The organism is Enterococcus sp. DIV0294 (assembly GCF_050558155.1).
GTDB classification, from domain to species: Bacteria; Bacillota; Bacilli; order Lactobacillales; family Enterococcaceae; genus Enterococcus; species Enterococcus faecalis.
This window is the reverse complement of record NZ_CP187889.1, coordinates 193,192-220,000: the sequence shown is the minus strand read 5'-3', so window position 1 is coordinate 220,000 and position 26,809 is coordinate 193,192. Positions and strand designations below refer to the sequence as shown.

At 39.6% G+C, this 26,809-nt stretch carries 21 protein-coding genes, 1 rRNA gene and 1 riboswitch (1 of these 23 cut by a window edge); of the genes, 3 read left to right on the top strand and 19 right to left on the bottom strand.

Going from position 1 to position 26,809, the window contains the following annotated elements:
* The 14 genes from IGJ20_RS01075 to pth form a co-directional block, all read right to left on the bottom strand.
* A 16S ribosomal RNA gene (locus IGJ20_RS01075) occupies positions 1-1,195 on the bottom strand; it reaches 366 nt to the left of the window's first position.
* Positions 1,196-1,849: 654 nt separating this feature from the next.
* Complete coding sequence (gene lysS / locus IGJ20_RS01070; RefSeq protein ID WP_002359372.1) at positions 1,850-3,346, bottom strand: lysine--tRNA ligase; 1,497 nt, start codon at positions 3,344-3,346, stop codon at positions 1,850-1,852.
* A gap of 93 nt (positions 3,347-3,439) precedes the next feature.
* Entirely contained in the window at positions 3,440-4,438 is a 999-nt protein-coding gene (gene dusB / locus IGJ20_RS01065; RefSeq protein WP_002356263.1) for a tRNA dihydrouridine synthase DusB, read from the bottom strand.
* 11 nt (positions 4,439-4,449) lie between these two features.
* The gene (gene hslO, locus IGJ20_RS01060; protein WP_002359370.1) at positions 4,450-5,346 is read right to left on the bottom strand and encodes an Hsp33 family molecular chaperone HslO; all 897 of its coding nucleotides are present in this window, start codon (positions 5,344-5,346) and stop codon (positions 4,450-4,452) included.
* Between the two features lie 161 nt (positions 5,347-5,507).
* On the bottom strand, positions 5,508-7,664 hold the full coding sequence (gene ftsH, locus IGJ20_RS01055) for an ATP-dependent zinc metalloprotease FtsH (RefSeq protein WP_002363441.1): 2,157 nt from the start codon (positions 7,662-7,664) through the stop codon (positions 5,508-5,510).
* Positions 7,665-7,757: 93 nt separating this feature from the next.
* The gene (gene hpt, locus IGJ20_RS01050; RefSeq protein ID WP_002356260.1) at positions 7,758-8,303 is read right to left on the bottom strand and encodes a hypoxanthine phosphoribosyltransferase; all 546 of its coding nucleotides are present in this window, start codon (positions 8,301-8,303) and stop codon (positions 7,758-7,760) included.
* Positions 8,304-8,321: 18 nt separating this feature from the next.
* Positions 8,322-9,710, bottom strand: a complete 1,389-nt coding sequence (gene tilS, locus IGJ20_RS01045; RefSeq protein ID WP_002379219.1) for a tRNA lysidine(34) synthetase TilS — start codon at positions 9,708-9,710, stop codon at positions 8,322-8,324.
* Positions 9,711-9,795: 85 nt separating this feature from the next.
* Complete coding sequence (locus IGJ20_RS01040) at positions 9,796-10,275, bottom strand: S1 domain-containing RNA-binding protein (RefSeq protein ID WP_002356258.1); 480 nt, start codon at positions 10,273-10,275, stop codon at positions 9,796-9,798.
* Positions 10,276-10,319: 44 nt separating this feature from the next.
* Positions 10,320-10,799, bottom strand: a complete 480-nt coding sequence (locus IGJ20_RS01035; RefSeq protein WP_002356257.1) for an FtsB family cell division protein — start codon at positions 10,797-10,799, stop codon at positions 10,320-10,322.
* Between the two features lie 47 nt (positions 10,800-10,846).
* Positions 10,847-11,014 (bottom strand): hypothetical protein, encoded by a 168-nt coding sequence (locus IGJ20_RS01030; RefSeq protein WP_002368544.1) that lies wholly within the window; start codon positions 11,012-11,014, stop codon positions 10,847-10,849.
* Between the two features lie 39 nt (positions 11,015-11,053).
* On the bottom strand, positions 11,054-11,317 hold the full coding sequence (locus IGJ20_RS01025) for an RNA-binding S4 domain-containing protein (protein WP_002356255.1): 264 nt from the start codon (positions 11,315-11,317) through the stop codon (positions 11,054-11,056).
* Between the two features lie 14 nt (positions 11,318-11,331).
* The gene (locus IGJ20_RS01020; protein ID WP_016626546.1) at positions 11,332-12,921 is read right to left on the bottom strand and encodes a putative polysaccharide biosynthesis protein; all 1,590 of its coding nucleotides are present in this window, start codon (positions 12,919-12,921) and stop codon (positions 11,332-11,334) included.
* Between the two features lie 15 nt (positions 12,922-12,936).
* On the bottom strand, positions 12,937-16,476 hold the full coding sequence (gene mfd, locus IGJ20_RS01015; protein ID WP_407027255.1) for a transcription-repair coupling factor: 3,540 nt from the start codon (positions 16,474-16,476) through the stop codon (positions 12,937-12,939).
* 19 nt (positions 16,477-16,495) lie between these two features.
* Entirely contained in the window at positions 16,496-17,062 is a 567-nt protein-coding gene (gene pth, locus IGJ20_RS01010; RefSeq protein WP_202522279.1) for an aminoacyl-tRNA hydrolase, read from the bottom strand.
* A 335-nt stretch (positions 17,063-17,397) separates the two neighbouring features.
* Between pth and IGJ20_RS01005 the strand changes: the two genes are divergently transcribed.
* Positions 17,398-18,381, top strand: a complete 984-nt coding sequence (locus tag IGJ20_RS01005) for an L-lactate dehydrogenase (protein ID WP_002356251.1) — start codon at positions 17,398-17,400, stop codon at positions 18,379-18,381.
* Positions 18,382-18,606: 225 nt separating this feature from the next.
* On the opposite strand, the gene IGJ20_RS01000 is transcribed toward IGJ20_RS01005, so the two are convergent.
* The 5 genes from IGJ20_RS01000 to IGJ20_RS00980 form a co-directional block, all read right to left on the bottom strand.
* Positions 18,607-20,097: an aldehyde dehydrogenase family protein gene (locus tag IGJ20_RS01000; protein WP_002363446.1), complete on the bottom strand. Its 1,491-nt coding sequence runs from the start codon at positions 20,095-20,097 to the stop codon at positions 18,607-18,609.
* 274 nt (positions 20,098-20,371) lie between these two features.
* Complete coding sequence (locus IGJ20_RS00995) at positions 20,372-21,883, bottom strand: glucosaminidase domain-containing protein (RefSeq protein WP_202522278.1); 1,512 nt, start codon at positions 21,881-21,883, stop codon at positions 20,372-20,374.
* Between the two features lie 227 nt (positions 21,884-22,110).
* Positions 22,111-22,623 (bottom strand): transcription repressor NadR, encoded by a 513-nt coding sequence (locus IGJ20_RS00990; protein WP_002356248.1) that lies wholly within the window; start codon positions 22,621-22,623, stop codon positions 22,111-22,113.
* Between the two features lie 10 nt (positions 22,624-22,633).
* Entirely contained in the window at positions 22,634-23,479 is an 846-nt protein-coding gene (locus tag IGJ20_RS00985; protein WP_202522277.1) for a chorismate mutase, read from the bottom strand.
* Positions 23,480-23,483: 4 nt separating this feature from the next.
* Positions 23,484-24,197, bottom strand: a complete 714-nt coding sequence (locus IGJ20_RS00980) for an NAD-dependent protein deacylase (protein ID WP_086317586.1) — start codon at positions 24,195-24,197, stop codon at positions 23,484-23,486.
* Between the two features lie 172 nt (positions 24,198-24,369).
* Here IGJ20_RS00980 and IGJ20_RS00975 point away from each other — a divergent pair, with 172 nt between their 5' ends.
* Both IGJ20_RS00975 and IGJ20_RS00970 read left to right on the top strand, forming a co-directional pair.
* Entirely contained in the window at positions 24,370-24,666 is a 297-nt protein-coding gene (locus IGJ20_RS00975) for a hypothetical protein (RefSeq protein WP_002356244.1), read from the top strand.
* Between the two features lie 189 nt (positions 24,667-24,855).
* A riboswitch (Lysine riboswitch) is annotated at positions 24,856-25,030 on the top strand.
* A 194-nt stretch (positions 25,031-25,224) separates the two neighbouring features.
* Entirely contained in the window at positions 25,225-26,808 is a 1,584-nt protein-coding gene (locus IGJ20_RS00970) for an ABC transporter substrate-binding protein/permease (RefSeq protein WP_002381368.1), read from the top strand.
* Position 26,809: the final 1 nt, after the last annotated feature.

The following is a 26,809-nucleotide window of genomic DNA, read 5'->3' as shown; positions in this document are numbered from 1 at the left end:
CTCCGGTTTGTCACCGGCAGTCTCGCTAGAGTGCCCAACTAAATGATGGCAACTAACAATAAGGGTTGCGCTCGTTGCGGGACTTAACCCAACATCTCACGACACGAGCTGACGACAACCATGCACCACCTGTCACTTTGTCCCCGAAGGGAAAGCTCTATCTCTAGAGTGGTCAAAGGATGTCAAGACCTGGTAAGGTTCTTCGCGTTGCTTCGAATTAAACCACATGCTCCACCGCTTGTGCGGGCCCCCGTCAATTCCTTTGAGTTTCAACCTTGCGGTCGTACTCCCCAGGCGGAGTGCTTAATGCGTTTGCTGCAGCACTGAAGGGCGGAAACCCTCCAACACTTAGCACTCATCGTTTACGGCGTGGACTACCAGGGTATCTAATCCTGTTTGCTCCCCACGCTTTCGAGCCTCAGCGTCAGTTACAGACCAGAGAGCCGCCTTCGCCACTGGTGTTCCTCCATATATCTACGCATTTCACCGCTACACATGGAATTCCACTCTCCTCTTCTGCACTCAAGTCTCCCAGTTTCCAATGACCCTCCCCGGTTGAGCCGGGGGCTTTCACATCAGACTTAAGAAACCGCCTGCGCTCGCTTTACGCCCAATAAATCCGGACAACGCTTGCCACCTACGTATTACCGCGGCTGCTGGCACGTAGTTAGCCGTGGCTTTCTGGTTAGATACCGTCAGGGGACGTTCAGTTACTAACGTCCTTGTTCTTCTCTAACAACAGAGTTTTACGATCCGAAAACCTTCTTCACTCACGCGGCGTTGCTCGGTCAGACTTTCGTCCATTGCCGAAGATTCCCTACTGCTGCCTCCCGTAGGAGTCTGGGCCGTGTCTCAGTCCCAGTGTGGCCGATCACCCTCTCAGGTCGGCTATGCATCGTGGCCTTGGTGAGCCGTTACCTCACCAACTAGCTAATGCACCGCGGGTCCATCCATCAGCGACACCCGAAAGCGCCTTTCACTCTTATGCCATGCGGCATAAACTGTTATGCGGTATTAGCACCTGTTTCCAAGTGTTATCCCCCTCTGATGGGTAGGTTACCCACGTGTTACTCACCCGTCCGCCACTCCTCTTTCCAATTGAGTGCAAGCACTCGGGAGGAAAGAAGCGTTCGACTTGCATGTATTAGGCACGCCGCCAGCGTTCGTCCTGAGCCAGGATCAAACTCTCATAATAAAAGTTAGAACAATCTTGCGATTGTTAAGCTCAATTTGTTTGCTAGCATATTGCTTGCTTGTTAAAAATGTTTGTTGTCTTGAATTGAATCAAGACGCCCTACACATTTGGTTCGTCTATTCTTTGTTCAGTTTTCAAAGGTCTACGTTACCTCGCAGCAACTTTTATATCATAACAAACTTTCGTTTGAATGTCAAGAACTTTTTTAAAAAAGTTTTTTAAGTTGTTTTGCTCGGTTGTTGTTGTCTGTTGTGACAACTTCTATATCTTATCATCTCGCTTGTTATTTGTCAACAACTTTTTTTGTTGTTTTTTCAAACTTTTTTCGAGATATTTGAAATCAAGAATTGTTATTTAATTATTGATTTCTGAATCGCTCAGCTGTGTGACTCGCCTTGCGACATGTAATAATATACCAAGATTTCAAGCATTGGTCAATCATTATTTTCACTTTTTTTAAACTTTTTTTCAATACCGATTATTCTTTCTTATCCGATTAGATAAAGTTCGTTTTTTTATCAGATTACCCATTCTTTTTATTACTCATCTTCGATTTTTTTAGAAAAAAAGAATTGGTTTCAATTGTTTTTCTATTCTTTTTTTATTTAATTTTTTGCGAATACAAAAAAAAGATGCCCTTAAGGGCATCTTTTTTTATCTCATTGTTGGGAATAATAATACATCACGAATTGATTGAGCATCGGTTAATAACATAACTAGTCGATCAATCCCAATACCTAATCCTCCGGTTGGTGGCAAGCCATATTCTAAGGCTTCGATGAAATCTTCATCTACTCCGTGTGCTTCATCATTTCCTTGTTCCCGTTCTTTTTCTTGTTCTTCAAAACGTTCACGTTGGTCAATTGGATCATTTAATTCTGTAAATGCATTAGCAAACTCTTTTCCGATAATAAATAGTTCAAAGCGGTCAGTGAAACGACCATCTTCTGGATTTTTCTTCGCTAATGGTGAAACAGCTACTGGGTGACCATAAATAAATGTTGGTTGTTGCAATGTATCTTCTACAAATGTTTCGAAAAATTCATTAATGATATGACCGACTGTCATCGCATCTGTAATTTCAACATTATGTTCTTTAGCCAACGCACGGGCTTCTTCTATCGTCATCTCTTGCCAAAAATCTACGCCCGTTTGTTCTTTGACCGCATCTACCATGTGTAGACGTTTGAAAGGACTTCCTAAGTCAACCGCTTGACCATCGTACGTGATATCAGTAGTTCCTAAGACTTTTTCCGCAGCATTACGAATAATTCCCTCTGTTAAATCCATCACATCTTGATAATCAGTATAAGCGGTATAAGCTTCTAGCATTGTAAATTCTGGGTTATGAGTGGTATCGATTCCTTCATTACGGAAGACACGACCAATTTCATATACTTTTTCCATGCCACCGACAATTAAACGTTTTAAATGTAACTCTAGGGCAATGCGTAAGTATAAGTCCATATCTAATGCATTATGGTGTGTGATAAATGGACGAGCAGCAGCTCCTCCTGCTTCGTTATGCAAGACAGGCGTTTCTACTTCGACATAGCCATTGCCATCTAGATAACGACGGATTTCGCTAATAATTTGACTGCGTTTCATGAAACGATCAAAGCTTTCTTTGTTACTGATTAAATCCAAATAGCGTTGACGATAGCGTTGTTCCACATTCGTTAATCCATGGTATTTATCTGGCAATGGACGCAAAGCTTTAGTTAATAACGTAATTGTTTGAGCTTTAACAGTAACTTCCCCCGTATTGGTTTTCATTACTTGACCTGTCACACCAAAGAAGTCGCCTAAGTCAGCATGTTTAAATAGTTCATAGGCTTCGTCTCCAACTTGGTCCTTCCGAACATAAATTTGAATTTGGCCTTCACGGTCTTGCAAATGGGCGAAACCAGCTTTTCCTTTACCACGTTTTGTCATCATACGTCCAGCAACGCTGACTTCTGTATTCATTTCACTAAGTTCTTCTTTTGTATGATTATCATATTGTTCATGAAGTTCTGCTGAATTATGAGTGCGATCGAAACGTTTACCGAAAGGATCAATCCCTTCTTCACGTAAAGCTTCCATTTTTTCGCGGCGCACGAGCATTTGATCATTTAAATCCTCTAAATGCGCTTGTTGTTCTTCTGCCACTGTTGTTCCTCCATTCTTGATTTTAACCTATCCTAATAATGCCACAGTAATTCGAAAAAAAGCAAGCCGAATTTTACTTTCGGCTTGAATTTTTTATTCTTCTATAGTAGTTACAGCAACTTTGGAAATCTTCTCTACAAAGGCATCAAGTAAATCGACAACTGCTTGTTGTGTTTCAACTTGGTTAATCGCAACTTTCACTTTGGCTGCTCGCGAAATTCCTTTTAGATAGTAAGAAGCATGTTGGCGAAACTCACGGACCGCAATTTTTTCACCTTTTAAATCCACTAATCGTTGTAAATGAACTTTTGCAATGTTAATTTTTTCAGCTGGTGAAGGCTCAGGCATCAATTCGCCCGTTTCCAAGTATTCTTTCGTCCGTTGAATCATCCAAGGATTGCCCAAAGCAGCTCGACCAATCATCACACCATCCGCTCCAACATATTCTAACATGCGTTTAGCATCTTCAGGCGTTTTGACATCGCCATTTCCCATAAAAGGAATGGTTAAATGCTTTTTCACTTCCTTTAAAACGTCCCAGTTGGCTGTCCCTTCATACATTTGGACACGTGTCCGACCATGCATAGCAATGGCCGAAGCCCCTGCTTGTTCGGCAGCCAAAGCGTTGTCTACAGCATATAGATGATCTTCATCCCAGCCTGTTCGCATTTTTACAGTGACAGGCAAAGAAACTGCCGAAGAGACTGCGTGAACCATCTCATGCACTTTATTCGGATCCAGCAACCATTTCGCACCAGCTTCAGCTTTAATTATTTTATTGACAGGGCAACCCATGTTAATATCAATAATCGCCGCTTGCGTATTTTCTTCCACAAACTTAGCAGCTTCCACTAATGTTTCTTTATCTCCACCAAAAATTTGTACACTTAAAGGATATTCTCGCTCATCAATATATAGCATTTCTAAGGTTTTTTTGTTTCTTAATTTAATTCCTTTATCACTAATCATTTCACAAACGACTAATCCTGCGCCAAATTCTTTTACAGTCACACGAAAAGCAGCGTTACTAATACCCGCCATCGGAGCTACGACAACACGGTTGGGGATTTCAACGTCTCCAATTTTCCACATAGTCTTTCCTCCTACTTTTGTTTCGTATTGCGAATCGCTTCATCGCGAAGTTCAATTAATTCTTCTTCACTATAGTGATATTTATTGTTACAGAATTGACAAACTGCTTCTGCTCCATGATCTTCATCAATCATCGCATTTAATTCATCGATCCCAACAGCAATCAAAGCGGTCGCAAATTTTTCTTTGGAACAGTCACATTTAAATTGTACAGGCATTTTTTCTAAAATTTCTACTTCGTCTTCTCCCAATAAGCGATACAAGACTTGTTCAGGTGTTTCTCCATTTTCTAGTAATTGTGAAATTGGTGGTACTTCCGCTAGACGCTGTTCAATAAAATCAATGGTACTTTCATCGGCACCTGGCATTACTTGAATCATAAAACCACCGGCTGCTTTCACAGATTCATCCGTGTCCACCAATACACCTAAACCGATAGCTGAAGGAACTTGTTCAGAGACCGCCATAAAATATGTAAAGTCTTCACCGATTTCACCAGAAACAATAGGTGTTTGTCCAGAAAAGGTTTCTTTTAATCCTAAATCTTTAATGACTGTGAAAATTCCTTCGTTACCGACAGCACCACGTACATCAATTTTACCTGTTGCATTCAACTTTAAGCTGACATGTGGATTTTTAATGTAGCCTTTTGTTTCTCCACGGCCATTACTATCGACAATAATAGCGCCAGCTGGGCCATTTCCTTGTACTTTTACAGTTAATTTATCGTCACCTTTTAAAGTCGCTCCTAGTAAAAGGGCTCCAATCAATGTGCGCCCTAACGCTGCGGTAGAAGAACTCCATGTATCATGTCTTCTTTGCGCTTCGCTAACAGTTTCAGTGGCACTGATGGCATATGCTCGAATTGAACCTTTATAACAAAGGGCTTTTACTAAATAATCTTCCATTCTTTTTCCTCTTCTCTTGGTGCTTTTTTGTCCATTAGTCAGATAATACTAGGAATCAGGTGTTTTTTCAACCAAATAATCTTCCTTCTATAGAATATCTTAATATTATAGAAGGTGCAGTATTCGTCAACTCGACAAATACTGCACCTTCTACTAATTGGTTATTTATAACGATCTTCGTAGTTATTGCGATCATATTCAGAATTGGAATCTGAATCTTTTTTCTCTTCAGATTGGACTTCTTTTTCTGTTTGTTCGCTTTCTACTTTGACTTCTTCTGCTTCATCATGTAATTCTTTTTTCGCTTCTTCAAAGTCTTGTTTTTCTTCAACTTGTTTTTGCGCTTCTTTTTCTTCTAAAGCACGTTTTGCTTCTTCGAATGTTTGCGCTTCTTTTTCACTAGGATAGTCGCTGTCAGCACCTTCAGGCATTTTACCTGTTTCAAATAATGATTTGATTGCTTTTGCATCTAATGTTTCATATTCTAATAGTTTTTCAGCGATTAGTTTATGTTGTTCACGGTGCGCTTCGATAATTTCATGCGCTTTTGTATGAGCATCCATTAAGATACGGCGAACTTCCTGATCGATTTCAAACGCCACTTGTTCTGAGTAAGCTTTTGTTTGACCATAATCACGACCGACAAAGACTTGATGGTTTCCTTCATATTGAACAGGTCCTAATTTGTCGCTCATTCCATATTCAGTTACCATGCTACGGGCAATCCCTGTTGCTTGTTCAAAGTCATTTGAAGCCCCTGTTGATTGAACGCCAAAGATAATTTCTTCTGCTGTACGTCCACCAAGTAAGCCAACGATTTGTTCAAACATATCTTCTTTAGTCATTAAGAATTGATCTTCTTTTGGTAAAGCAATCATATAACCGCCTGCGCGACCACGAGGGATAATTGTTACTTTATGGACAACACGGGCACGGCTTAAGACTAAACCAACGATTGTGTGTCCGGCTTCATGGTAAGCCACCATTTCGCGTTCTTTTTTATTAATCACGCGATCTTTTTTAGCTGGACCAGCAATTACGCGGTCTTCGGCTTCATCCACATCAGAAGCATCAATTTTTTTCTTGTTACGACGAGCGGCAACTAAGGCTGCTTCGTTTAAGACATTTTCTAAATCAGCACCAGCAAAACCTGGTGTTTGTTGTGCAACAACTTTCAAATCAACGTCATCAGCTAACGGTTTGTTTTTCGCATGAACACGTAAAATCGCTTCACGACCTTTGACATCTGGACGTCCTACCAAGATTTGGCGGTCAAAACGACCTGGACGTAACAACGCTGGGTCTAACACGTCTGAACGGTTCGTTGCAGCAATTACGATAACTCCTTCATTGCCATCAAAACCATCCATCTCAACTAATAATTGGTTAAGGGTTTGTTCACGTTCGTCGTGTCCGCCACCCATACCAGCACCACGTTGACGACCAACTGCATCGATTTCATCGATAAAGATAATCGCAGGCGCGTTTTTCTTCGCTGTTTCAAATAAATCCCGGACACGGCTAGCACCGACCCCGACAAACATTTCAACGAAATCTGAACCTGAGATTGAGTAAAATGGCACACCTGCTTCACCTGCTACGGCTTTAGCAAGTAACGTTTTACCAGTCCCTGGAGGTCCTTCTAATAGTACGCCCGCAGGAATCCGTGCGCCTAATTCAGCGAAACGACGTGGATCTTTTAAGAATTCCACTACTTCAACTAATTCTTGTTTTTCTTCTTCCGCACCAGCTACATCTGAGAAGCGGACACGGTTAGCTTTTTTATCGGCTTCTTTGGCTTTGGATTTACCGAAGTTCATCACACGGCCACCGCCGCCACCGCCACCGCCTTGTTGGCTCATCATCATGTAGAAGAAGAAGAAAATAATCACTAATGGTAAGAAACTAAACAACAGTGACAACCAAGCACCACTTGTTGATTGTTCTTTGACAACTAGCTTCACCTTGTTATTTTGTGCCGCATCTTGAATGCCAGCTAAGGTTGTATCACTAGGTAAAACGGTTGTTGTGAAGCCTTTTGACGACGCTTGCGTTGAGCCCCACAATGACAGACCACCTGTGTCTTTCACTTCTTGTTTTTCTTTATACTGACCTTCAATCCGGTAAACCCCATTGGTTGGTTGAATGGTCATGTCTTTGACTTTTCCGTCTTCCAATTGTTGTTGGAAGGTTGAGTAATCGATGTCTGGCGATTGTTGGTTGTTATTTCCAAAAATGAAATAGACAACCATGACCATGGCAAGTACTACTAAGACGTAGTATAAACCATTTTTCATGCCATTATTCTTTTTGTTCATGCCTGTCCTCCTTATGCTCATCATTACAATTCATGTTATTCTTTTATCAATCCTGACCTTTACATTGTAACACAATTAATTCCTTGATAGATATTAATTTGATTCGTAAACTTCAGGTTTTAAAACGCCAATATAAGGCAAGTTGCGGTACGTTTCTGCATAGTCTAATCCGTAACCGACCACAAACTCATTGGGCACATCAAACCCTACGTAGTCAGCTTTAATGTCTACTACACGGCCTTCTGGTTTATCTAATAAGGTAACAATTTTCACAGATGCAGCTTTACGGTATCTAAACAAATCTACTAAATACGCTAATGTACGACCACTATCGATGATATCTTCTACGATTAAAATATGTCTACCTTCGACATTTGTGTCTAAGTCTTTGACAATTTTTACTTCGCCTGAAGAAACTGTCGCGTTGCCGTAGCTAGATACATCCATAAAGTCCAATTCTAAATAAGTATTGATTTCACGAGTCAAATCAGCCATAAATGGTACTGCACCTTTTAAAATACCGACCACTAAAGGATTTTTCCCTTGATATTCTTCTGTCAGTTGCTTGCCAAGCTCTGCAGACTTCGCAAGAATTTCTTCTTTGGAGATTAGGACTTTCTCAATATCTTTTTCTATCATAGTGCGCTCCTTTCAGCATTACTCCTTTGTCTTAAAAAGGAGTCTGTAGTGTATTTTATCAGTTTCTAAAGGAATACTCAAATAGGAATTTGCAAATTTTGGTACCCAAATGATTTCCTCTTGCTCATCCGTAATGACCCAAGCACTCTCTCTCGCTTCATTTGGCACTTTTTGATCAATAAAAACTCTGCTTAATTTTTTCGTAAACCCTGGTTTTAATGTAATCCGATCACCACTTTGGCGATGACGAACGGTCAAAGGTGTGGCTGTTGTCAACGGGATTGCTAACAACTGACCCGTCCATTGATTAATCTCTTCAGGAAGAGGAAACGGTTTGTCTGTCGCAATTAATCCTAGCCACTCGGTTTCCGATAAATAAATCCCCGCGCCAGGTACTAATAAATGTGTAACTTCTTCTCGCAGTGCAGCCTGTTTTTGTTCTAAGCATAGCCAATCATAACTTTTAGCTAGTTGCCATTGCTGTTCTAACATAACCGAGCCTTGCGGTTGCCGTTCATCATTCAAAACTTTTAAAATTTGTGTCATCTGGCGTTGGTTTAACGAAACCCCTAATGGCACTAATGTTTTTTGGAAAAACGCGGTTAAAAAGAAGTGCTGGTACGCAGGCGTTTCTTTTAATAATCTCTTCAAAGGAATGCGCCATCCTTGTTTGGTCGGTTCTACGGCTTCAGATAATTGAGGCTCAATTTGTTCTTGAATAAATTCTTGGGCAAAACGTTGTTCATTACTAAAAGAAGCAATCTGATCTAAGAATTGCGGATTTTCCTGCTTTAATAGCGGCAAAACCTGATTACGGAGCCGATTTCTCAAATATTCATTGGTTTGGTTCGTTTCGTCCTCAAAATAAACGAATGCTTGGCGCTGTGCAAATTGATACAATTCTTCTTTTGGATAAATGAGTAACGGACGAATCAATTCCCCTGTCGCAAAAGGACGTCTCTCTTTAATGCCTGCGGAATGGGAAAAATTAGTTCCTCGAATCAGTTTCATTAAAATCGTTTCCGCTTGATCGTCTAGATGATGTGCCGTCATTAAGACCGCCGCACCTTCAATTTCCATGACTTCTTTAAAAAATTCATAACGAAATGTGCGCGCTTTCGCTTCTAAATTCCGTTGCTTTTCAGGGTCTTCCCAACGTGTTTCATAATACGTTAGCTCTCGCTGCTGACAATAGGTAGCGAGATATTGCGCTTCCTGTGCCGACGCTTCTCGCAATTGATGATTGACATGTGCAACAACCAATTGTAACTGTTCTTTTTCTGCCACCTGTTCCATTAACGTCAAAAGGGCCATGGAGTCTACACCACCAGAAACAGCGACCACGATTGTTTGATGCGGTTGCCAAAATCCTTGTTCTTTTCCTCGTTTATAAAACTGCCAAAACATTGTTCGCCCTTCTTTCTTCCTTAGAATAAAAGAGGAACCGAGAAATAACCCATTCGTTATCCCCAGTCCCCCTATTTGTTTGTGCTTAGCCGCGACGTCCGCCACGTCCGCCACGTTTGCCTTCAGTATTACGTTTTAATGAAGATAAACGGTCATCACTATCTTTCAAGAAAGAGCTCATCAATGAGTCAAAATCTTGTTTATTGTTATTGTTATTTGCTTGTGGTTTATTGAAAGGCTTTTTGCCCCCTGCGCGTGGATTACGGTCACGATTCTCATAATTGTTTTCACGACGTTGAAATTCACGTTTTGGTTGTTGCCCTTCTGCTGGCTCTTGTGCTTTACGGATCGATAAGCCAATTTTGCCGTCGTCACCAACTGAGGTTACTTTCACTGTTACTTCGTCACCTACTGTTAATACATCATGAATATCTTTAACGAATCCATTAGACACTTCACTGATGTGTACTAACCCAGTTTTTCCTTCTCCTAAATCAATAAATGCACCAAAGTTAGTAATCCCTGACACTTTTCCTGGCAATTTAGCTCCTACTTCGATTGACATAAAAAAATTGTTCCTCCTATTTTTTCCCTAATTATAATTGCAGTTTATTCAGCTGAAGACTTAGTTGTTTCAGTTGAAGACTGTGATTGACTATTTTTTTCTGAACTGCTCTTGCTTTCTTCCGCTCCAGAAGTCTGTGTTTTTTTCATTTGTTCTGGTGTGGGATAAATCTGTTCGCCTTCTTTTGAGAGAAGGAAACGGCTACGTGCTAATTTTGCCACATAATCATCATCTTTTAACAAAGCAACGTCTTTTTTTAGATCCTTGACCTTCTTATCAACTGCTACGGATTCAGCAATTGCATCTGCTCGTTCTTGTTTGAAAGCACCTAAGCGATGATAATCTTTCATCAATTGGATGCCAGAAAAGGCAAAAATAATGAAGGCCACGAGAAAAATCGCTGCCAAGCGTCTGCGTCTAAAAATCAATTGTTTCTGTTGTTTTTGGAATTCGACATACTGTTCTTTCGTGTAGTCATTTTCCAATGCCGCAACTTTCTTCGAGTTTTTTTCATTCTTTCCCATCGTCTCGCTCCACTCGCTTTGGATTGTCCGTTTTATTATACCAACATCTAAGAACCTTGTCTAATGTTAATTTCAGAGAAGTTAAAGAAAATCAAGCTTTTTTCTAAAATATTCTTTGCTTTCGAAATAACAGCGGTTGATTTATTAATTTTTTTCAAAAGCGGCGCGTCTGTTTCATTAAAAAGCTGAAAGGATGAAGCGCTTGGAATATTCATCTTTTCAATGAACTTGCCAAGCGCTCCATCCTCACCTGCTTATTCTTCAGAGACGCGTGTTTCTGATTTTATCTCATACATTTTTGTGGCATCTTCTTTTTTCGTAGAGTCATTCAGTTGCAGGACTTCTACTTCTAAAATTCTGTTCCCAAATTGAATTTTGACAAGGTCACCAATCTTCACAGTACTAGAAGATTTGGCTAAGACTCCGTTGATTTGAATCCGGCCTTTATCAGCGACTTCTTTGGCAACTGTTCTTCTTTTAATAATGCGAGAAACTTTTAAAAATTTATCTAACCGCATCACATTCACCTCTTTTATTTTTTTTGTCTCATCCGTAAAATTTTTGCGCCATACGGTAAACTTAACCATTCACGTATCGTAAATAATTCTAACTTAATGATGGTGCTAATAAAAACTGTACCGCCCACTGCAACACCTATAACTGTAACGAAAAACGCTTGACTTCGGTGATGCACACCTTGGAACAAGATGGAGATAATTCCTTGATAGACCAGTAATGACAGCATCATGATTGCTAAACTAAGCAACAGTTTTTTCAAAAAGTTTCGTTCTCGAACAAAACAATTAATCGCTGCATCCGATTGTCGGACTAAAACGAATAACGTCGCTAGTAACCCAAGAATAGTAGACCAACTAGCGCCTAATGTTCCCCAACGAATGGTGAAAAAGCCCGTTGTCAGTAACTTCACTAATAAGCCCACACCAGCTGCCACTAAAGGACCTTTAAAACGATTGCGACTTTGTTCAATACTTTGGTAGGCCTGAATAATGGCCATAAAAGCGATGGATAAAACATACACCCCTAAAACATCATTGCCTTTATAATCTTTAAAAAGTGTAAAGTTCATGTACGGCAATAACATCATCAGACCAATCGAAGCCGCCGATGCCAAGGTTGTGGTAAGACGCAAAAAGATTTTTGCAACTTGTAAAAATTGTTGACGGTCTTTTTTCATAAAATATTTTGTCAAACCTGGTAAAAAGGTCGAGCTTAAAGCTAAAGCAATTACCAATCCTAATTGAACTAGTGGTTGTCCTCTATCATAGACCCCTTTGTCAACTTTCGCAGCTAAATCAGAGAGCCCGAAAAGCATGAGAGCATTTTTTACTTTAAAGGAATCAATTAATTGAAATAGAATCAGAAAAGCACTATATAAAGAGACCAAACCACCCTCAATCATTAAACGTTTAAATAGTCCTATGGTTTGAGGCATAATCTTCCATTGATGCAAGTATTCCGTACTTCCACTAAGAATTTTTCGATTGTAGTACCATAAGACAAGTACCGCTAAGACACCGCCAGCCAACGCACCACTCATGGCCACCGTCCCCGTTTGGTAAATGGAGCCACCAAAGTAATGATAGGACAACGCAGCTACTAGAATAACCCCGACACGCACAAACTGTTCCATCACCTGTGAAATACCACTAGGCACCATCAACAAATGCCCTTGAAAATTCCCACGATAGAAGGAAAGAATTGGAACGAGTAAAAAGGTAAAGGAAACAACTTCCATTAATGGTTGGAGTGCAGCATCCCCCATACTAATAGCAATTTCTTGACTACCAAAGAAAAAGAAGGCCCAACAAGCAATCGCTAACCATAACACATAGGGATATAGTTGGCGCAACACTTGTTTTTGACTCCGAATATCTGGTTGTTCAGCAACAATTTTGGAAATAAATTGCGGTAAGCCTGACAATGCTAATGTCATCGCAATCCCATAGATTGGATAAACTTGCTGATACACGTAAAATCCTTCATCCCCTACAAAGTTCTGAAAAGGAACGCGATAAAACGCACTCAACACTTTTGCAATGAAGGAAGCAATGGTTAACACAACGGCACCTTGCATCATTCGTTGCATTTCTTTTTGTGCCATCTTCTAGGCCTCCTTTTAAAGGGAATCCGTTTCTTGCGAATGTTTGTATTTTTCTTGTCGCAATGCGGTTGTAAAAGTAGCAATTTCTTGAATCCAAACAGCTTCTTTACAATCTTTCGGCAACTTCAAGGAAATAGTCATTTGTTCTTTCTCAACTGCTAGATCCGCTTTTAAGCTGGTTGCCGATAACGCTTCAAACAACTGCTCCACAGAGTATGTTTTTGTGCCAATTTTACTTAACACAAACTTGACTTTTTGGTCGCGTTTACGAATACTTTCTAACAAGGCACGGTCGCCATCCATTTTGATACGGCCAGTAGTTAATAAATGCGCCACTTCGTCAGGATACTCTCCAAAGCGGTCTAACAAGTCCGCTTCTAATTCTTCGTACATATCCATATTTTCTAATTGACGAATCCGTTTATAAATTTCAATTTTTTGTCGTTCGTCTGTAATGTACGTTCCTGGAATATAAGCATCAATGCCCAAATCAATTTCAACAGACGTTTTTTGGTCTTGGATATTTTTTCCTTGTTTACGAGCAACTGCCTCAGATAACATCTGTGAGTACATATCAAACCCAACCGAATCAATGAAGCCATGTTGTTGGGCACCAAGAAGGTTTCCGGCCCCTCGAATGGAAAGGTCACGCATCGCAATTTTGAACCCAGAACCTAATTCCGTAAAGTCTTTAATTGCTTCTAAACGTTTCTCGCTAACTTCGTTTAGGATTTTTTGCTGTTCGTACATAAAATAAGCATAGGCCACTCGATTGCTACGCCCCACACGACCACGTAATTGATACAACGTAGATAAGCCCATGTAGTCCGCATTTTCTACAAACAAGGTATTAGCATTAGGAATATCTACTCCTGTTTCAATAATTGTTGTAGTGACTAATATATCATATTGTCCTTCAATAAAATCAAACAAAGTATTCTCCAGTTGTACTTCTGTCATTTGACCATGTGCATACGCAATTCGTGCATCTGGAACTAGTGCTTGTAACTCTTCAACTTTTCGTTCAATCGTATCTACTCGATTGTATAAATAAAAGACTTGACCATCTCGGGCCATTTCTCGCTCAATCGCTTCCCGAATCGCCCCAGGATTATTTTCCATGACATACGTTTGGATCGGATAACGATTCTCTGGTGGGGTTTCGATGACGGATAAATCACGGACACCTAACATAGACATATGAAGGGTCCTTGGGATTGGCGTTGCTGTTAACGTCAAGACATCCACTTGTGAACGCAATTGTTTTAGTCGTTCTTTATGTTTCACTCCAAACCGTTGTTCCTCATCAATAATCAACAAGCCTAAATCACTAAAATTAATATCTTGCGACAATAAACGATGGGTACCAATCACAATATCTACTTGGCCATGTTTAATTTTTTCAATTGTTTCATTTTGCTGTTTTTTCGTGCGGAAACGACTTAATAAACCAATTTCTACAGGAAAGCCCTCAAACCGCTCTTGAATCGTTTCGTAATGTTGTTGCGCTAAAATAGTTGTTGGCACTAAAAAGGCAACCTGTTTATTGTTGCTAACAGCTTTGAAAGCCGCTCGTAAAGCCACTTCTGTTTTACCAAACCCTACATCGCCAACTAACAAACGATCCATTGGTCGAGATTTTTCCATGTCGTGTTTAATTTCGGCAGCACTACGTAATTGATCATCTGTTTCAGAATACGGAAAAGCCTCTTCAAATTCTTTTTGATACGCATCATCTGGCGGAAAAGCATAGCCTTTTTCCGATTCTCTTGTCGCATAAAGTAAGATTAAATCATCCGCGATATCTTCAATTTTCGAAGCAACTTTTCGTTTGGTTTTCGTCCATTCACTGCCGCCTAGCTTGTTAATTTTCGGCGTTTTAGACTCGGAAGCAACGAACTTTTGAATCAAGTTCAATTGTGTTACTGGAATAAATAACTTGTCATCATTTTGGTACAAGATAGTCATGTAATCTTGATGGACCCCATCAACTTCTAAGGTTTCCATACCAATATATTTACCAATCCCGTGATTCGCATGAACGACATAATCGCCCGTTTTTAAGTCGCTATAACTTTTCAAACGTTCCGCATTAGAGATTGTTTGACGACGTGCCCGTTTTTTGGTCGTTGTATGAAAAATTTCTTTTTCCGTAATCGCCACGAGCTTGTTTTTAGGTAATTCAAACCCTGTTTGTAATGCCCCTTGGACAATTTGGACATGCCCATCTAACAACTGATCCCAATTGCTTACTACGCTAGGTATGTCAAAGTCCTGAAATAGCTCTTCGACTTTTTGAATCCGTTCTTTCGTAGGAACAAAAACAACGACCGTTTGGTTTTGCTTTTGCCAACGGTCCACTTCCGCTTTTAGCAACGGCATTTGACCGAAGAATTGTTGCATTGAACGATATTGGAAATTATGGACTTCTTGGAAACGAAGATTCCCCATCCCTTTTTGAAAAAGTGAAAAGAAGGTCGTATTTCGTGCAGTTTTTCGCAATTGATCATGAAAGTCTACGCCAAAAGTTTGTTCAGAAAACACGCGCATTTCTTCAATTTTCAGGGTTTGCCATTCCGCTTCCTCTCTAGCGATTTCTCGCTCCGTTTCCATCATACGAGAATAATCATCCACAAAAAGCAAACTATTTTCTGGTAAATAATCTAACAGCGTAGTTTGTTGTTGGTACAGAAAATCTGTATAATAGTGAGCATTTTCTGTAGGAATCCCTTGTTCCCAAGAAGACAGCAACTGACCAAAATATTCTTCTAAAAAATCGGTCTCCGTTTGATCTTTAGCTGTCGCTAAACGTTTTTCTAGAGCATCTTGTAACCTCGTCATGCCATGATTCATATCTGCCTTTGAGAATACTAAATCAGTCATTGGTGAAATCATTACTTCTTCAAGATTTTCTAATGAGCGTTGAGTATCCGCTTCAAAATAACGGATTGAGTCGATTTCAACATCAAACAGTTCCACCCGAACAGGGTATTCGGCATTTAGCGGATAGACATCAACAATGCTTCCGCGAATACTAAATTCGCCAGGCTTTCCGACCATCGATTGGCGTTCATAGCCCATTAACACTAAGCGTTGCGCGAGGATCTCAGGTTCTACTTCTGTCCCGATTTCCCAATGAAGTTGCGCATTTTGCCACGTTTCTTTCGTTGGCAAATACTTTCGTAGTCCAGCTACTGGTACGACCACGATTCCTGCATTCGCTGTCATCAGGAAATTTAACGCACTCACTCGATCTGCGCGCGCTTCTGGTGAAGAAAAGGCCATTTCGGCGGATAACACTTCATCTACTGGAAATAGATGAACTTGTTCTGAAGGTAAAATATTTAAAAAATCATCTACTAATTGATTGGCATAGTATAGGTTTGGAACCGCAATAACAATTTTTTGATGCGTCTTTTGTAAAGCTCCTGCCATCAGTAATGTTTTAGCAGAGCCTGATAACCCAGTAATTAGTTGGCGCGTTCCTGTTGTCATTAGTTGACTGCGCCATGATTTAGCAATTTCTGTTTGGCTAATTCGTTCGATAATATTCAAACAAGGGCCCTCCTTTCTGCTATTTTCCATTAAATTGATTCATTGTTTCAACAAACGTATGTCCTTCACATGCATATAAAGCGGCATCGGCTGCTTTTTTTACAGCAAGTAACATCTCTTCGTGTGTTTCTTTGGGAAAAGTACTTAGTACATGGTGGATAACTGTATCATTTTTTGAGGGCCGACCAATGCCAATTTTAATTCTAGGAAAGACATTTGTTCCTAAATGGGCAATCAGACTTTTTATCCCATTGTGGCCGCCAGCACTACCTTTTTGCCGTAAACGAATTTTACCGACCTCTAAGTCTAAGTCATCATAAATAACAATCAAGTCTTCCTCATCTACCCCAAAGTAGGTCAACAACGGACCAACAGAGCGACCTGATTCATTCATAAATGTTAATGGTTTCACTAACGATACTTTCTCAGTCCCTATAAAAAACTCTGCAATATCTGCTTCAAAATTACTATTATTAAACGAAACATTTTGCCGATACGCAATTTCATCTAGCGTAATAAAGCCAATGTTGTGTTTTGTTTCTTTGTATTTACTACCGGGATTTCCCAGTCCTACGATTACTTTCATCTTTCATTCTCCTTGGATTATAAGCTTGCCAACACAAAATGGCTGGGAAGCGTATGCGCTACCCAGTTTTATTCATTATACCATAGAAATAAAAAAACTCGCAGTCTTTGAAGATTAAGAAAGATGTAAAAAAATTTTTTAGAAATTTAAATATGCGTAAGATAGTGAAATTACGCACATGTAAGAGCTACCATTTTGAAACAGGTCTGAAAACTGTATCATTTTTACAATCAAAGTTCGTGACATTTTTTACAAACCATGTTACTATCACTTTAGCAACAGGAAATAAAAACTCGTTGCTCACGAAAAAGAATGTAGAGGAAGGAATGGTACACATGACTGCAGCCGCAGGGAATAAAGATCACCAAAAAGTAATTTTAGTCGGGGACGGTGCCGTAGGTTCTAGCTATGCCTTTGCTTTAGTAACTCAGAATATTGCTCAAGAAGTTGGGATTATTGATATTAATGTACCAAAAACTGAAGGAGACGCGTTGGACTTATCTCACGCATTAGCATTTACTTCTCCTAAAAAAATCTATGCTGCTACTTATGACGATTGCCATGATGCAGACTTAGTTGTCTTAACAGCTGGCGCGCCTCAAAAACCAGGCGAAACTCGTTTAGACTTAGTTCATAAAAACTTGAAAATTAATAAAGAAATCGTTACAACAATTGTTGATTCTGGTTTCAACGGTATCTTCTTAGTTGCCGCAAACCCAGTTGATATTTTGACTTATTCAACTTGGAAATTCTCTGGCTTCCCGAAAGAACGAGTAATCGGTTCAGGAACTTCACTAGATTCTGCTCGTTTCCGTCAAGCAATTGCCGAATTAGTTGACGTTGATGCACGAAATGTCCATGCCTACATCTTAGGTGAACACGGAGATACAGAATTCCCAGTTTGGTCACATGCGAATGTCGCTGGCTTACAAATTTACGAATGGGTGAAAAATAATCCTGACGTCGATGAAGAAGCAATGGTTAATTTATTCTTCAACGTACGCGACGCTGCTTACACAATCATCGAGAAAAAAGGAGCTACTTTCTATGGAATCGCGGTTGCACTAGCGCGTATCACTAAAGCTATCCTAAACGATGAAAACTCTGTGTTACCATTATCTGTTTATTTAGAAGGTGAATATGGTCAAAACGATATTTATATCGGTGCACCAGCGATCATCAACCGCCAAGGCGTTAAACAAGTCATTGAAATTCCATTAACAGATGCTGAACAAGAAAAAATGGAAGCTTCTGCTTCTGCATTAAAAGAAGTTATTGAAACAGCTTTTGCTAAATTTGAAGCAGAAGAAGCAAAATAACTCCTTCTATAATAGTCGAAAATTAAAAACAACCAAGAGTGACCACTATTGTTACTCCGCTTTAAAGCCTGGTACAAAAATCCAAAGTGATTTTTGCACCAGGCTTTACTTTTAATCTGTTTTACTTTACTCATCACTCAACTTTTTCAAAAAATTATTGTTTTGTTTAGCTCGAAAATAACAATAGCCAAAAATAAGTTTGTTATCTAAAATTCACTACACTACTTAATACAGTCCGTCTGCTTCTTCTTTTGTCACAATGTAAATATTTTTCATTTGCGTATAAGCATCTAGCATTGATTTATGCGTTTCTCGACCAATTCCTGATTTTTTATAACCGCCAAATGGCGCGCCCGCAGGCAATTGATTGTATGTGTTGACCCACATCCGACCTGTCCGTACACCACGAGCAACCCGTAATGCCACATTGATATCTTGAGAAAAGACCGCACCACCTAGACCATATTCAGAATCATTAGCTAAACGAATGACTTCTTCTTCCGTTTCAAATTTAATCACTGTTGCAACAGGACCAAAGATTTCTTCTTGGGCCACGCACATTGTATTCGTGCCGTTCGCTAATAACGTAGGTGCTAAAAACGCCCCCTTGTCTAGCCCATTTTCTGTTAAACGTTGCCCACCAGTAATCAGCGTAGCTCCTTCCTTCACACCAATTTCGACATATTTTAAAATTTCTTCCAATTGATGCTCATTGATCTGAGCGCCCATTTCAACATCTTTTTCCCACGGGAAACCAACGTTCACTTGTTCAAATTTTTCCTTTAAAGCTTCTACAAATTGATCATAAATACCTGACTGAACGAACACACGAGACCCAGCACAACAAACTTGCCCTTGATTGAATAAAATCCCTAACTGCACGCCTTCTAATGCACGTTCCCAATTGGCATCTTCAAAAATAATGTTGGCTGATTTTCCGCCAAGTTCTAAAGTGGCTGGAATTAGGCGGTCGGCCGCCGCTTTAGCGACAGTGTACCCCACCTCTGTTGAGCCTGTAAAAGCTAGCTTATCAAACCCTGGATGTGCCAACATATAATTTCCTGAATCAGAACCACGACCGGTGATTAAATTCACTACTCCTTTCGGCAAGACTTGATCAAAAATTTTAAACAATTCCAACAGACTTAATGATGTGCTCGAGGACGGATGAATCACAACCGTATTACCTGCTGCCAACGCTGGTGCTAATTTCCAAGCACCCATTAATAAGGGGAAATTCCACGGAATAATTTGACCCACAACACCAATGGGTTCTTTCACAACAATGGATAACGTATCCTTATCAAATTCTTTGACAGACCCTTCTTCTCCACGAATCACACTAGCAAAATACCGAAAATGGTCTGCACTGGCAGGGACATCAATCGATTGCGTTTCCCGAAGCGGTTTTCCATTATCTAAAGTCTCCACCATAGCCAAATGTTCTTGATTTTCTTCAATCAAATCAGCAATTTTCAACAAAAGATTGCTTCTTGTTACAACGTCAACATCTTTCCATGTCTGAAACGCTTCTTGAGCTGCTTCTACAGCTCGATCCACATCTGCATTTGTGGCATCAACAAATTCTGCTAATTTTTCGCCATTACTAGGATTGTAACTAGCAATCATTTTGTTACCACTACCTGTTGTCCACTCTCCATTAATATACAATTGATAGCTACTGGCAACTACTTTATTTATTTCTTTTTTACTCATTTACCCACCTCTTTTTTATTTTGTATCCGCTTACAATTATAAGACATCTTCCACCTAAAAGTAAATGATTATACCTAAAAAAAATATAGCTCTCAGCGACTGTTGCTAACTCATCCCGACCTGAAGCCTCCTGGCAATATCTGAATGTATTAAACTTTATTGGAGAGAACTTTTGCCACAAAAAAAGCTAGCACTGAAGAATTAAAATTGCTTCTTCAGTGCTAGCTTTGATTTTTCCAACTCATTCGTTCTTATTGACAAAGAGCTGATTTTTTTATTTATCTTTTGGAACGATATAGTTCATTAAATGTGTTTCATCGGCTGAGATTGTACGTGTCGAAACAACGTTTAATCCCTTCACGTTCATTTCAGAAATTAAGATGCTACCATCTTTAAAGACTTTTTCCACAAATGCGACATGACCATAAGTATTGTCTGCGCCTAAAACGCCAGCTGGGAAGGAAACCGCTGCGCCTGCTTTTGGTGTACGACTTACTTTGTACCCGCGTGCACGACCTGTTTCGCCCCAATCTTGACCATTCCCCATTGTTAAGTCCACACGTTTACCTAATTGCGTAATACGGTTGTAAACATATTGTGTACAGTTGCCCCAAGCATAACTATTAAAGGTGTCATAGTTTTTGCCATTATAGGCTGGGAAATTTGATTCCATTGGTTCAACGGTTGCTTTTTCTTTATCATAATAAGTTAAATCGTATGTTTTAATTAACGCATTTAATTTCTTATGGTAATCTTTGTCCGTTGCGTATTTTCCTGTTAGGAAACGTGTCGCTTCTTTGTATGATTTGGCTTCCGTTTTCCAGACACCATGATAGAAATCTTTATTGGAATCTAAACCATTTTTCAATAATTTCGCATAATCTTCCATTGATTCTTTATACGTTGGATATTGACGGAATTTTGCTTCTACTGTGTATAGGTTACCGAAACCATTGTCTTCATAGGTAATAAAAGAAACAGATTGACCTTTGTAATCGCCTTTAATACCAAACAAATTGTAGTTTGGTTTCTGGCTTAATTTACTATTGCCGCTGCCACTTTCTAAAATTGCTTGAGCAATCATCACACTAGCATATAAGTTTTTGTCCTTGGCCACTTTCCGAGCAGATTCACCGATTTCTTGAATAAACTCTTCTGTCTTCTTCGTTTTGCTGACCGTAAACGTCTCATCGTCTTCCACTAACCCAACCGTTTCATTTGTAACTGGTGGGACTATTTCGGGCTGCGGTGTTGACGCTGCTGGTTGTTCTACTGGCTTTTCAGCTGGCGCTGTTGGTGTCACTGGTTTCGCCGGCTGTTTTGATTCAGAAGTACTCGTGCCAGGTTTTGGCTGTTCTTTAGAAGAACTTGGTGTGGTCGTCGGCGTGGTACTTGATTCAGTTGTACTTGTTGACGTAGAATCTGTGGTTGACTCTGTTGTACTCGTTGAGGTGGAGTCAGTAGTCGATTCTGTCGTACTTGTGGATGTTGAATCCGTTGTGGAATCTGTCGTTTCGGTTCCTGACGTTTCCGTGGACTCCGTGGTTGTAGATTCACTTGATTCGGTTGAACTTTCTGTTTCAGTTGTTGATTCTTCTGTCGCTTCTGTTGTTTCACTAGTCGCTGTCGTTTCAGTGTCTTCAGCAGTTGTTGCTTCTGGGGTTGTTTCTGCAACAGAACTATTTTCAGCTACCAAGTTATTACCTTCTGCAAATGCGCCTACTGGCATTGATGAACCTAAAAGTAATAAGGTAGAGAACATGGCAAATTGTTTTTTCATACTCATTCTCCTTTTTTATTTTTCTCCATTTATTTTTATGTACCAACATAATAATTGACATAGTTATTGTTTAAATGGCTCCTTTTTTAATAGTATACTGTTTCATAAAAAATTTCTAGCAAAAAGTTGAAAAAATAGAAGAAAATTCACAAATTCTTCTATCTTTTTTTGGTAATTTTCTAAGAAAAAAAAGAAAGGGCTTGAACAAACATCAACGTCCTCTCTTTTTCTCGTTATCCTTCAAACAAAATACTTTTTTTTCGAAGTGCCTCTTTGATTTCTTGGAAAGTTTCTTCGTCTGCACAGCGAATAGTATGCAGATGGACGCCTCCTGTTAAAACTGATAGTAATGTAGCATGCTCTTTTTGATACTTGTCCATAAATTTATCAATATCTTTCTCTGATTGAATGCGCAAACTGCCGATTAATTCCCCATAAAGCGGATGTGCAATACTCACATCTACCACTTCTCCACCTTTGGCAACAATGACTGACAATTCTTCTCTCGTTTGTTCAGGTGTATGTTGACAAGCAATTTTCCGTTCAATTCCTTCTAAAGGTTGTTCCAACATATACCCTCGAGCTGTTGCGACAATTTCGACCCCTGTCGCCCGTAATAGAGCGACATCTCCTACAATAATTTGTCTGCTGACATCAAAAGCTTTTGCAAAACGAGTGGCACTAATTGGCTTTTCGGTCTCTCTTAATCTTTTAACAATCTCTCTTCTTCTGATTTCTCCATCCACGACCTTCGCCTCACTCTCCTAAATGTTTTTCTTGGAAACGTTTAGAGGCGTCCATAATTCCCTGGAAAGTCTCAGATAATGTTTCTTCATACTCGGCATTTTCAACATGATTCAGAATAGTTTCTAATACTTGTTGTTCTCTTTCAGAATCAAAAACCGCATGACCTGCTTTCTTTTTCACTGCAGCAATCTCTGCGACGACGTCCATCCGCTGTTCTAATAAACGGACCAGTTCCTTATCGATTTGGTTAATCTTTGCTCGTTGTTGTTCTAAAGAAGTTGTTGGGGCGTCATCTTCAGTCAATTCTTTAATTATCCGTGCTGGATTACCTGCGATCACACAGTTTTCTGGGAACGATTTAGTCACAACAGCACCTGCTGCCACCACTACATTATCGCCTAATGTTACGCCAGGAAGGACAATCGCTCCACCGTCAATCCAAACATTGTTGCCAATGATAATTCGTTTCCCTGATTCCATTCCGCTATTACGCTTGGCTGCTTGTAATGGATGCTCGGCTGTATAAAGTTGCACATTGGGTCCAAACATACAGTTATCGCCAATTTCGATTGGACAAACATCTAAAAAAACGTTATTAAAATTGGCATAGAAATTTTTTCCCACAGAAATGTTGTAGCCATAATCAAATTGAATCATCGGTTCGATGTACGTCCCGACACCCACTTTTCCAAATGTTTCTTCTATTAATTGACGACGAATATATGTGTCTGGTTGTTGGTTAATTAACGCCATTTGTTCACGGGCTTTTTTGCGATCAGCCACTAATTCAGGATCTGAGGCAAAATATAGTGCACCTGCGATCATTTTTTCTTTTTCTGATTTAAATTCTTCCATTCCGTTACTCCTTTATCGTTAATTCTGCAAATATCGTTTCGGCTTTCGCTTCTAAAAAATAATAAGGTTGTTGTAAAAATAGCGGCGTTTGATTAATAGCTAAAATAGCTGCCGTTGGTTGTTTATAATGAATCAAATCGCAAAATGGATGCACTTGAAAACTCGTGCCGACAATCACGATTAAGTCGGCAGAAACAACGGCCTGAATGGCTTTTTCAATTGCCTCTTCGGATAGTCCTTCTTCATACAAAGTAATAGCTGGACGGATTTGTCCACGACAATCAGCGTGCCGATCACTAAGCAAATAGTCTTGCCAAGGAACCGTTGTACCACAAGTTTGGCAATAACATTCATATAAATTACCATGAAAGTCCACCACTTCTTGGCTACCTGCTTTTCGATGAAGCCCATCAATATTTTGTGAAACAATTTTTCCCCGTTTCATTTGCTCTAATTGGGCCATTTTCTGGTGAATGATATTAGGTTGTGCGTCTGGATGATAGAGCGTTTTAACGAATTGATAAAACTTTTCTGGCTCTGTTTTTAAGCAAGTCCGGCTCAATAAGTATTCCGGTTGCTGGATTCCTTGATAGACACCTTTTAAGGAACGATAATCTGGCACACCTGAGGCTGTCGAGATACCCGCACCTGTTAAAAATGTGATTTTTTGTTGGGTTGCCAACCAATGAATTGCCTCGGCTTGCGTGATATCTTGCATATCGATTCAGCTCCTAATCTTCTATATTATAACGTATTTTAACATTAGCACCAAAAGTTTTTCCACTTTTTGAAAACTTCTTACCTATATATTGATTTATCTTGAAAGAGTTTGTGACAAATTTCTCAACTCGTGGTAAAATATGCATGAGTAAAAGTGAGGTGAAACAACAATGGTCGCATTTATTATTTATTGGGCTGCAATTATTGCCTGCATCGCTTGGGGCGTTTTAAGCATTTGGTTCTCTGTTTTTTATCTTTCTCGTAAAGAAAACGGAAATCTTTGGGCTTTTGCGTTCTTCAACGTTATCGCTATTATCGCCTTAGCAATTGTTTTATTAGTTTACAAAACTTGGGATTTCGGTATCTTAACTTACTCAAGTCTAATTTATACAATTTTAGCTTCTTTAGGTGTATTGACTGTTCTTCAAGCTATTTTAGGTCGTGAACCAAAAGCTGTCAAAGCTTAAGTAAAAAGCAACTGTTCCTTTAGGAATGGTTGCTTTTTTCGTATTAGTTTCTATTTCGTAGGGAAAATGTTACGCTAATTTCATGGTGTTTGTGTCCTCTTGATAAATTCCTTTGCTGGAACATATTGACTTTCTTCTGGATTTATCCTAAAATTAATAACTGAATTTAATAACTGAATAGTGCCTCAAAAAAGAGGTAGAGGTCGCGGTTTTTATTACGCTTGTGGAGTGAGAGGACACTGGGAAGCAAGTTTAGGATCAATCGCCGAAATGCATAACGGAGCCTCTTCTGTTGTGTGTTGGGACGTAAGTTAAGAGCTTGCGGACTGTCTTAGTAGTGATGCTAAGTTGTGCTATGTTTCGTTGAGGAATTTTTTTCGACATTACCTAGCAACCTTACATCTGTTTGGTTGTTTTTTTGTATTCAAAAATAGGTTGTGACAGAAGTATTCTCCTTTAAAAAGACAGAATCGCTTTTGCTCAGCTGATTATCAAAGCTTGTTGATTGAAAAAAGACAAAACGATCAATCAGACAAGAAATTTAAAGGAGAGAAAAAGATGAACAAAAAAGTTTTTTCATTCAGTCTACTACTTGTCACGCTATTTTCGTTACTTGGCATGACAACCAACGCTTCGGCGGAGGAAAATGGTGAATTTCGTGTCGGCATGGAAGCTGGCTACGCCCCTTTTAACTGGTCACAGAAAAATGACGCACATGGCGCAGTGCCTATTCAAGGCAACTCTTATGCAGGCGGCTATGATGTTCAAATTTCTAAAAAAATTGCCGATGGTTTAGGTCGTAAATTAGTAATCGTCCAAACCAAATGGGATGGCTTGGCGCCCGCCTTACAATCTGGAAAAATTGATGCCATTATCGCCGGAATGAGCCCAACCGCTGAACGAAAAAAAGAAATTGCTTTTACAAACCCTTATTATGAATCACAATTTGTCGTAATTGTTAAAAAAGATGGCAAATACGCTAATGCAAAAAGCTTGAAAGATTTAGCTGATGCTAAAATTACGGCTCAACTAAATACATTCCACTACGGATTAATTGATCAAATTCCAAATGTCAATAAACAGCAAGCAATGGATAACTTTTCAGCTATGCGAACAGCACTTGCTTCTGGCATGATTGATGGGTATGTTAGTGAACGCCCTGAAGGCATAACAGCAACTAGTGTCAATAAAGAATTAAAAATGTTAGAATTTCCAAAAGAAAATGGCTTTGATGCTAGCGCTGAAGACTCGCAAGTAGCAGTCGGCATGCGTAAAGGCGATCCAGATATTGAAAAAGTAAACAAAATTTTAGCAGGTATTTCTCAAGATGAACGGACAAAAATTATGGACCAAGCAATCAAGGATCAACCTGCAGCAACAGATAGTGATGAACAAAAAACAGGACTTATTAACGATTTCAAAAATATTTGGAATCAATATGGCGACATGTTTTTACGTGGTGCTGGTTTAACGCTATTTATCGCGTTAATTGGGACAGTTGTCGGAACAACCCTTGGTTTACTAATTGGTGTCTTCCGTACAATTCCAGATTCTGAAAACCCAGTCGCTCGTTTCTTCCAAAAATTAGGAAATTTAATTCTTTCTATTTATATTGAAGTTTTCCGTGGTACACCAATGATGGTTCAAGCAATGGTTATTTTCTATGGTTTAGCTCTAGCTTTTGGCATCTCTTTAGACCGAACAGTGGCCGCACTATTTATCGTTTCTGTGAATACTGGTGCCTATATGTCTGAAATTGTTCGCGGAGGTATTTTCGCAGTGGATAAAGGACAATTCGAGGCAGCACAAGCGATTGGGATGACCCATGGACAAACAATGCGTAAAGTCGTTATTCCCCAAGTATTACGTAATATTTTACCTGCAACAGGGAATGAATTTGTCATTAATATCAAAGATACGGCCGTGTTAAGTGTTATCGGTGTCGCAGATTTATTCTTCCAAGGGAATGCTGCTTCTGGCGCAAACTTCCAGTTCTTCCAAACCTTTACAATTGTCGGCATCATGTACTTGGTAATGACTTTTGTGATCACACGAATCTTACGTGTTGTGGAACGTAAAATGGATGGCCCTTCTGCTTACGTTAAAGTAGAAGAATTAACTGAAGAAGGAAAAGAAAGCTAGG

What these genes read in the sequence shown, in the direction of transcription:
- dusB (WP_002356263.1), bottom strand. Translation starts at nt 4,438, where the DNA reads ATGTGGAAAATTGGAGACGTTGAAATCCCCAACCGTGTTGTCGTAGCT.
- hslO (WP_002359370.1), bottom strand. Translation starts at nt 5,346, where the DNA reads ATGGAAGATTATTTAGTAAAAGCCCTTTGTTATAAAGGTTCAATTCGA.
- ftsH (WP_002363441.1), bottom strand. Translation starts at nt 7,664, where the DNA reads ATGAACAAAAAGAATAATGGCATGAAAAATGGTTTATACTACGTCTTA.
- hpt (WP_002356260.1), bottom strand. Translation starts at nt 8,303, where the DNA reads ATGATAGAAAAAGATATTGAGAAAGTCCTAATCTCCAAAGAAGAAATT.
- tilS (WP_002379219.1), bottom strand. Translation starts at nt 9,710, where the DNA reads ATGTTTTGGCAGTTTTATAAACGAGGAAAAGAACAAGGATTTTGGCAA.
- IGJ20_RS01040 (WP_002356258.1), bottom strand. Translation starts at nt 10,275, where the DNA reads ATGTCAATCGAAGTAGGAGCTAAATTGCCAGGAAAAGTGTCAGGGATT.
- IGJ20_RS01035 (WP_002356257.1), bottom strand. Translation starts at nt 10,799, where the DNA reads ATGGGAAAGAATGAAAAAAACTCGAAGAAAGTTGCGGCATTGGAAAAT.
- IGJ20_RS01030 (WP_002368544.1), bottom strand. Translation starts at nt 11,014, where the DNA reads ATGAATATTCCAAGCGCTTCATCCTTTCAGCTTTTTAATGAAACAGAC.
- IGJ20_RS01025 (WP_002356255.1), bottom strand. Translation starts at nt 11,317, where the DNA reads ATGCGGTTAGATAAATTTTTAAAAGTTTCTCGCATTATTAAAAGAAGA.
- IGJ20_RS01020 (WP_016626546.1), bottom strand. Translation starts at nt 12,921, where the DNA reads ATGGCACAAAAAGAAATGCAACGAATGATGCAAGGTGCCGTTGTGTTA.
- pth (WP_202522279.1), bottom strand. Translation starts at nt 17,062, where the DNA reads ATGAAAGTAATCGTAGGACTGGGAAATCCCGGTAGTAAATACAAAGAA.
- IGJ20_RS01005 (WP_002356251.1), top strand. Translation starts at nt 17,398, where the DNA reads ATGACTGCAGCCGCAGGGAATAAAGATCACCAAAAAGTAATTTTAGTC.
- IGJ20_RS01000 (WP_002363446.1), bottom strand. Translation starts at nt 20,097, where the DNA reads ATGAGTAAAAAAGAAATAAATAAAGTAGTTGCCAGTAGCTATCAATTG.
- IGJ20_RS00995 (WP_202522278.1), bottom strand. Translation starts at nt 21,883, where the DNA reads ATGAGTATGAAAAAACAATTTGCCATGTTCTCTACCTTATTACTTTTA.
- IGJ20_RS00985 (WP_202522277.1), bottom strand. Translation starts at nt 23,479, where the DNA reads ATGGAAGAATTTAAATCAGAAAAAGAAAAAATGATCGCAGGTGCACTA.
- IGJ20_RS00980 (WP_086317586.1), bottom strand. Translation starts at nt 24,197, where the DNA reads ATGCAAGATATCACGCAAGCCGAGGCAATTCATTGGTTGGCAACCCAA.
- IGJ20_RS00975 (WP_002356244.1), top strand. Translation starts at nt 24,370, where the DNA reads ATGGTCGCATTTATTATTTATTGGGCTGCAATTATTGCCTGCATCGCT.
- IGJ20_RS00970 (WP_002381368.1), top strand. Translation starts at nt 25,225, where the DNA reads ATGAACAAAAAAGTTTTTTCATTCAGTCTACTACTTGTCACGCTATTT.